Raw genomic sequence first — 6,480 nt, forward strand, 5'->3', positions numbered from 1 at the left:
GGACCAAACTTGATCCCCCACTTGCGGATGGTTTCATAGGACAGGGTTATGCCGCGCTCCAGCAGCATCTCCTCAACCTCGCGCAGGCTGAGGGAGAAGCGGTGATAGAGCCAAACAACGTGAGCGATAATTTCGGGTGGAAAACGATGGCGTTTGTAACTGATCGGAGCACAAGTCATGTTGCCCAACTACCAATCGGAGCTGGAGCCAAAGTTAACTTGATAACACCCTTACCGCAGAGGAGATTCTGATTCACCAGTATGCAGGGGCAAAGGTTATTCCAAGTGCGAAATATGTACTGTGATGCAACTACCACCTCTACCCTTCAGATCCCGTTTCCCTCTAGGTAAATAATCATAACTCTTCTTAAAATGGTTCGTCTAGTGAGCAAGGTGATGAAAGTTTATTTCTAAATTTTTTCTGAGTTTGACAGAGGAGATTTTTATAGGGGGCAGACCTGTCGTTGCTCCATGCTCGATGAAGCGAAGAAACGGATTGTTTTTGACCTAAGTGACTTTGGATAAGCCCAAGGGCGAGCCAGTAGCGGGGTTCTTCAGGAGCCAGCTGGGTAGATGCCTTAAAAGATGAAAGTGCACCATCCAGGTCTCCTCTCCTATACTGCTCAAGAGCGATCAAATAGTTTAGTGTTGCGGAATCCGGCCGCAGCTTAAGGCTGTTTACAAGGGCCTCCCACATCTCTTGTGATTTTCCTTTTGAACGCAAAAATTCGGCGCGCGCGACGTGGGCTTCTTCCGAATTTGGCTCAACTTCAAGGGCCCGTTCAATTTGTTGCTTCGCAGTATTGGGGTAGCCTTGCGCGAGTGACGCTTCAGATTTGACCAAATGTGAAAAGGCGCGATCACTATTAAAGGAGAGTGTGGCGATACGCTCTGCCAAAGCTGGTGCCAGTTGTTCTTTCTGGGGCCAACTGAGGGCTGTCCAATCTTCGACCAAGACACTTGCTGCTTCTGTTCTAATGGCCAATGATCGGCCTGACAGCAAGGGTTCAACAACATGCCAACGTGTTTGTTGCGGCAAGTTGCGGGCGCCTTTAATGACAGCAAGGCGCAAGAAATGATTTTTGTTGCGCACCAGTTTCGTTAGAACCTCAGGTATCCTTGGGTCCTTGTAGTTTGCAAGGTATGCAATGGCCGCAGCGCGCTTCATGGTATTTTCGCCTGGACTTTGAGCCATCGTAAGTAGACCGTCCAGTGCTGCCGGATCACTCCGCCTTGCCAGAAAAAACAGCAGAGAAGCCTCTCCATTTTTAGAGTTGTTTTGGTTCCAGTGGTCTAGCTTAGCTTGAGCCCATTGTTGTGTTTTTCCAACATGGCAAGAGGTGCACGTATCCGGTGCTCCGATGGCAGCACTCACTCCTGGCATGGGAATTCGAAAACTATGTTCCTTGCGCGCGTCTACGGCCATAAAGAGGGTTGATGGCATATGACAGTCACTGCAAAGCGGGCTCTTTTCGCTGGTGGGGTGTTGAGTGTGGGATCGTGTCGCAAACTTCGTGGCGAGGTGGCACTGCGTGCAAACTTGTGGTTCAGGCGCGACTAACTGTCCACTATGCGGATCGTGGCAGTCGCTACAGCTGACACCTTTCTCAAACATTTTTGATTGGAGGAAGGATCCCATTATAAAGGTCTCGCTCCTGGGCTGACCATCAGCAAAAAAGAGTGGTTCATCCAGAAGGCTGGGCAAATAGCGGTCAAAATATTCCGTGCTCTGGACCGCCTGCCCATCAGCCAATTGCAAGCGTCGACTGTGACAGGAAAAACAAACCTTGTGTTGGTCGGTTTCAGATTTTTGCTGAGGTTGGCGCGTTGGGTTATCAGCTTCGAAATGCCACTGTTTCACACGTGCCGAAAGGTCCAGCCGATTCTTGGGGCCAGATACTTGCGTGACGTTATGGAATGAGCCCAATTGTTTATCTTCGACATGGCGGGCCATACCGCTGTGGCAGGCTTCGCATCCCACGCTAACTTCTGAAAAAGAGGTCGAATAGCTCCTGTTTTCACTATTGAAGTTTTTCTTCACATTGGTCGAGTGACAGTCAGAGCACATGAAATTCCAGTTTTGCTCTGGCCCTCTCCAAAAGGCTGAAGATGTTTCTTTTGCGTGAGGGTAGAGTTGTAACCAGCGTTGACCGCCTTCGCCCTCTGGTCTTGCATCCCAGCTCCAAGGCAAGACCTGAAGTCGTCCGTTTTCTGTTTCTGCCAAATATTGCTGAAGGGGAAAGAAACTGAAGGTGTAAAGGATCGGTTTGTCTTCCATCCTGCCGTCTTTGTTTGGCAGGCGCATGTAATAGGTGCCGCCCTTTGCAAAAGGGATTGCAGGCACAAGTGCATGGTCAAGTTTTTGTGCGCTGAAGCGTCCAAGAACACTGCTCTTGTTAGCGGGCTCCATCGCATGGCGGTGGTGTGAGGCCTCCCAGGCTTCATACTCTTTTGTATGGCACTGCACGCATTGTGTTGAGCCGGCATAGCTCCCACTGTTTTGCGCATTGGCGGGGTGTACAATGAAATGGCCTAGGATTAGGAAGAGTGCGTCAAAACGCAAGGTGACCTCCTGCTAGAAGCTAAATGCAACACTGACGAGAGGTCCATGGGTTATCGTATCATAGCTATACTCTGACTGACCTGAACGATCATTGTGGAAGTCTACACTCAAGGCTTTGTATTCGAGTGTCGCCTGCCAGCTGTCATTAAAGGTATATCCTAGGCCACCTTGTAACAACCAGGCAATGCTTGAGCTGACGTCGAACCCACCAATATCGGCCCTTGCTAAAATGACTATCTGTTCAGTTGCGTTAAAGGCGACCCTCCCACCAATAAATGGATCCACCCAGCTTTCTTGAGGTTTTATCTGGAAGTCTCCGAAGAGGGAGCCTGAGACTTCAAACTTCAGCCCGTTGTCCCAGTAACGCCCGCCCGCAAGAAGATCTGCTGAGAATTGGGGGGTATCGAAAACGCGCACAAAACCAAAAACTTCCATGATCAACTGGCCCATGCTGGCACGCAATCGACCCTGGGGTAAGACCTGATCGGCTGCACGGCCAATGTTCATGTAAGCTAGGTCGTAACCAACGCCAACCTTACTTTTATACAGCGCCTCAGCATGAAACATTATCCCAAACCGCAGGTTTTGTAGGATGTCGTTGGCCCCCACATTGATATTCACATTTGGCAATCGGCCAACTGTGGTATCTCCGTTAATCGTGGGTGGCAGAAAGTAAGGCTGAAGTGTAAAGCGCCAGTTTGATGCTGGGCCTGGGTGAAGATGCTGTGAGGCAAGATCAGCAGCACGAGCGCAAGGCAAAAAAGCACCGATAAAGCCTAGCAGAAGGCCTGCTTGTTGCACCAATCGGAAGTGACTTTTTTGCATAGAGTATCGTTGCCAAGTGATTTGCCTAGCACATTGAAACACGTCGATTTGGGAGTGTCTTCCCTTGCTTGGGACTGCGTAATTGCCGCGAGCGTGTTCTTAAGAATAGCCTTACCCGCTCAACTGAATTTGCCTCTGCATAAGCACTGTTTTTTGAAGGACGACGTGTACGTTTTGCCGAAACAAAAAATATCGGCAGGCCACATGAAAATCCAAGCTCGGAATATAACTCCCAAGGTGCTTGTTAGTTTTGCAGCAAGTGTCATCCTCTCCTCCTTGCCTTTGCAGGCGAAAGCAGAAACCAAGCCCAATATCATTGTCATAATGGCAGATGATGTCAGCTGGGATAATCTGAGTGTGTACCATCAGGGGCTTAAGAGTGCCGAGACGCCAAACCTTGATCAGTTGGCGCGCGAAGGTCTCAGGTTTACGGACTATTATGCCCAGCCCTCGTGCACTGCGGGGCGATCAGCCTTTATCACCGGCCAGCTTCCCATTCGAACGGGCTTACACACTGTTGGCCTGCCTGGCGATCCGATTGGGCTAAGCAGTGAGGACCCCACCCTCGCGCAGCTTTTAAAAGGGCTTGGATATGCAACAGGGCAATTTGGCAAGAACCACCTTGGCGACAAAAACGCCTTCTTGCCAACGGTTCATGGCTTTGATGAATACTGGGGGTGGCTCTATCATCTGAACGCTATGGAATATGCGAATGACCCGGATTGGCCCAAAGACAAGGCCTTCAATGAGGAATTTGGACCGCGAAACCTAATTCATAGCTGGGCACAACAGGAAGACGACCCGACTATTCAAGCCAGGTGGGGCAAGGTTGGCAAGCAACGTATCGAGGATGACGGACCTGCGCCACCTGATAGGCAAAAAACGCTGGACGATGATGTTACGCGCTACACTATTGAGTTCATGGACCGGGCGATAGAAAACGATGAACCCTTCTTTATTTGGATGGCACCTGCACGAGCACACATCTGGACACACCTAAAACCCAAATACGAGAAGATGCTCGGAAATGGTAAGGGGCTGCAGGATGTTGTCATGAAAGAGCTCGATGACAACGTTGGAAAAGTCCTGACGGCGCTAGAAGAGCGAGGCGTTGCTGACAATACAATCGTGATCTTTACTTCTGACAACGGCCCAGAAACCTTGACATGGCCTGATGGTGGTACAACACTGTTTCATGGAGAAAAAGGAACGACTTGGGAAGGTGGATTTCGCGTTCCGGCAATTATTAGGTGGCCGGAGAAGATTGCAGCCGGACGTGTCGAAAACCAGATCTTTGATGCGATGGACTGGATGCCGACGCTGATTGCTGCAGCCGGTGGCCCCCAAGATCTGCGCGAACAACTACGCAAAGGTTATGAGGGCTACAAGGTACACATGGATGGTTATAATCAACTGGATTTCCTTGTTGGTGCAAAAGATGAATCTAGTCGAAATGAGGTTCTTTATTACGAGCGAACCGACCTCCAAGCTGTTCGCTTCAATGACTGGAAAGCGCACTTCGTTATTCAGCCAGAAGGATGGTTCGGCCCGAAGGTAAAGCTGAACGCCCCAATGTTGTTTAACCTGCGGCGCGACCCCTATGAAAAGGTGGCCAATGAATCGGGAATGTATATTCGCTGGCTGGGTGAGAAAATGTGGGCGTTTGGCCCAGCTCAGAGATTGGTCCAAAGTCACCTGAAAACGCTTGAGGCATTCCCTCCGCGTAAACCGGAGAATGGCCCAACATCACCGGAAAGTCAGGCACAAGAGAGGTTAGGCAGTGGTTTTTCCCAATAACTCCAAAAGCGGAGGAGAGCGGCAAGAGGAAGGTGCGCGATCTATCAAGTCACCTCAGCCATTAACACGGTTCTTCCTCATTGCGGCGGCGATTGGTTTGTTCCCGATTGCCCTTTCTTATGGAGCAGCACCGCAAATGAGTCTCACCGTGATGTTCGGCTTTGAAAATCTGGTCCTTGATCATCTCCATATTTTCAGAGCGATCATGGGCCTTTATTTCGCGATGCTCATCTTCTGGCTCGCCGGGGCTTTCAATACAAGCGTGACCATCCCTGCTCTGTGGACTTTGATTGTGTTCATGTGGGGGCTAGCTGCCGGACGACTACTGAGCATGGTGTTGGATGGAATACCCAGCTTCCTGCTTATGGTCTACCTCCTGCTGGAAATTGCTTTCGGCTTGATCGCAGTGATGCTGGTGACAAAAGAAGAGGGATAGCGAACTCGCAAGGGTGTTATCAAGTTAACTTTGGCTCCAGCTCCGATTGGTAGTTGGGCAACATGACTTGTGCTCCGATCAGTTACAAACGCCATCGCTTTCTACCCGAAATTATCGCTCACGTTGTTTGGCTCTATCACCGCTTCTCCCTCAGCCTGCGCGAGGTTGAGGAGATGCTGCTGGAGCGCGGCATAACCCTGTCCTATGAAACCATCCGCAAGTGGGGGATCAAGTTTGGCCCAACTTACACTCGTCAGTTACGACGCAAAAGAGCACAAAGCTCGGATATCTGGTATCTTGATGAGGTTGTGATCAAGATCCAGAACCAACGATACTACCTGTGGCGGGCTGTTGATCAGGATGGTTACATTCTGGACGAAATCCTTCAAAAACGGCGCAATACCAAGGCTGCGAGGCGCTTGTTGACCCGTCTTTTATCGAAGCAAGGCGTTGCTCCAAAGCGAATGATCACAGACAAGCTTGGTTCTTATAGAGCGGCAAAGCGCAAGGTGATGCCGGCTGTTGAGCGGCCTTGTTGCAGGGGTCGTGAATAGCTTACAGCACGCCCAAACCCGTCAATTCAGGTCATGGGATTGCTTCGAACGCGGGGCTGCCGAGTTCGGCTATTGTGTTGAGAATGCGAACGCCAATCTTTGTTTCGGTCCTCTGATTGTTAAAGGTGCGTGCCTTCAGTTTGTTGCCGATGACCTGTTTCCAGCGTCCCATCTGGGTTTCAATTCGCGAGCGCTGATTGTAGCCTGTTTGTTTTTGCCAGCCGAGGCGCCCTTTGTCTTTGATCGCAAGAATATGTTTATCTCGCGATGACGGATTCCGGTCAGCCTCAGGACTTAAAACAGCTG

General features: G+C 50.3%; 4 protein-coding genes and 3 pseudogenes. 3 read left to right on the top strand and 4 right to left on the bottom strand.

Annotated features, from left to right (window positions below; translation table 11 throughout):
* The 3 genes and pseudogenes from BMZ51_RS22800 to BMZ51_RS22810 all read right to left on the bottom strand — a co-directional run.
* Positions 1-179 (bottom strand): annotated as a pseudogene (locus tag BMZ51_RS22800) (IS6 family transposase); the annotation flags it as partial.
* A gap of 187 nt (positions 180-366) precedes the next feature.
* The gene (locus BMZ51_RS22805; RefSeq protein ID WP_420848498.1) at positions 367-2,466 is read right to left on the bottom strand and encodes a multiheme c-type cytochrome; all 2,100 of its coding nucleotides are present in this window, start codon (positions 2,464-2,466) and stop codon (positions 367-369) included.
* A 108-nt stretch (positions 2,467-2,574) separates the two neighbouring features.
* A complete protein-coding gene (locus tag BMZ51_RS22810) occupies positions 2,575-3,387 on the bottom strand; it encodes an acyloxyacyl hydrolase (RefSeq protein ID WP_068007037.1) in 813 nt (270 codons plus the stop codon).
* A 204-nt stretch (positions 3,388-3,591) separates the two neighbouring features.
* On the opposite strand from BMZ51_RS22810, the gene BMZ51_RS22815 reads away from it, so the two are divergent.
* From BMZ51_RS22815 to BMZ51_RS22825, 3 genes and pseudogenes are all read left to right on the top strand, one after another.
* Entirely contained in the window at positions 3,592-5,184 is a 1,593-nt protein-coding gene (locus BMZ51_RS22815; protein WP_068007041.1) for an arylsulfatase, read from the top strand.
* Positions 5,168-5,620 (top strand): DUF4345 domain-containing protein, encoded by a 453-nt coding sequence (locus BMZ51_RS22820; RefSeq protein WP_203416180.1) that lies wholly within the window; start codon positions 5,168-5,170, stop codon positions 5,618-5,620. The genes BMZ51_RS22815 and BMZ51_RS22820 overlap by 17 nt, the downstream gene beginning before the upstream one ends.
* Positions 5,621-5,682: 62 nt before the next feature.
* Positions 5,683-6,165: pseudogene (locus BMZ51_RS22825) on the top strand (IS6 family transposase); the annotation flags it as partial.
* 40 nt (positions 6,166-6,205) lie between these two features.
* Here BMZ51_RS22825 and BMZ51_RS24185 read toward each other — a convergent pair.
* Positions 6,206-6,480 (bottom strand): annotated as a pseudogene (locus BMZ51_RS24185) (IS5 family transposase); the annotation flags it as partial.

It is taken from the genome of Pseudovibrio axinellae (assembly GCF_900110875.1).
In the GTDB taxonomy this organism is placed as follows: Bacteria; Pseudomonadota; Alphaproteobacteria; order Rhizobiales; family Stappiaceae; genus Pseudovibrio; species Pseudovibrio axinellae.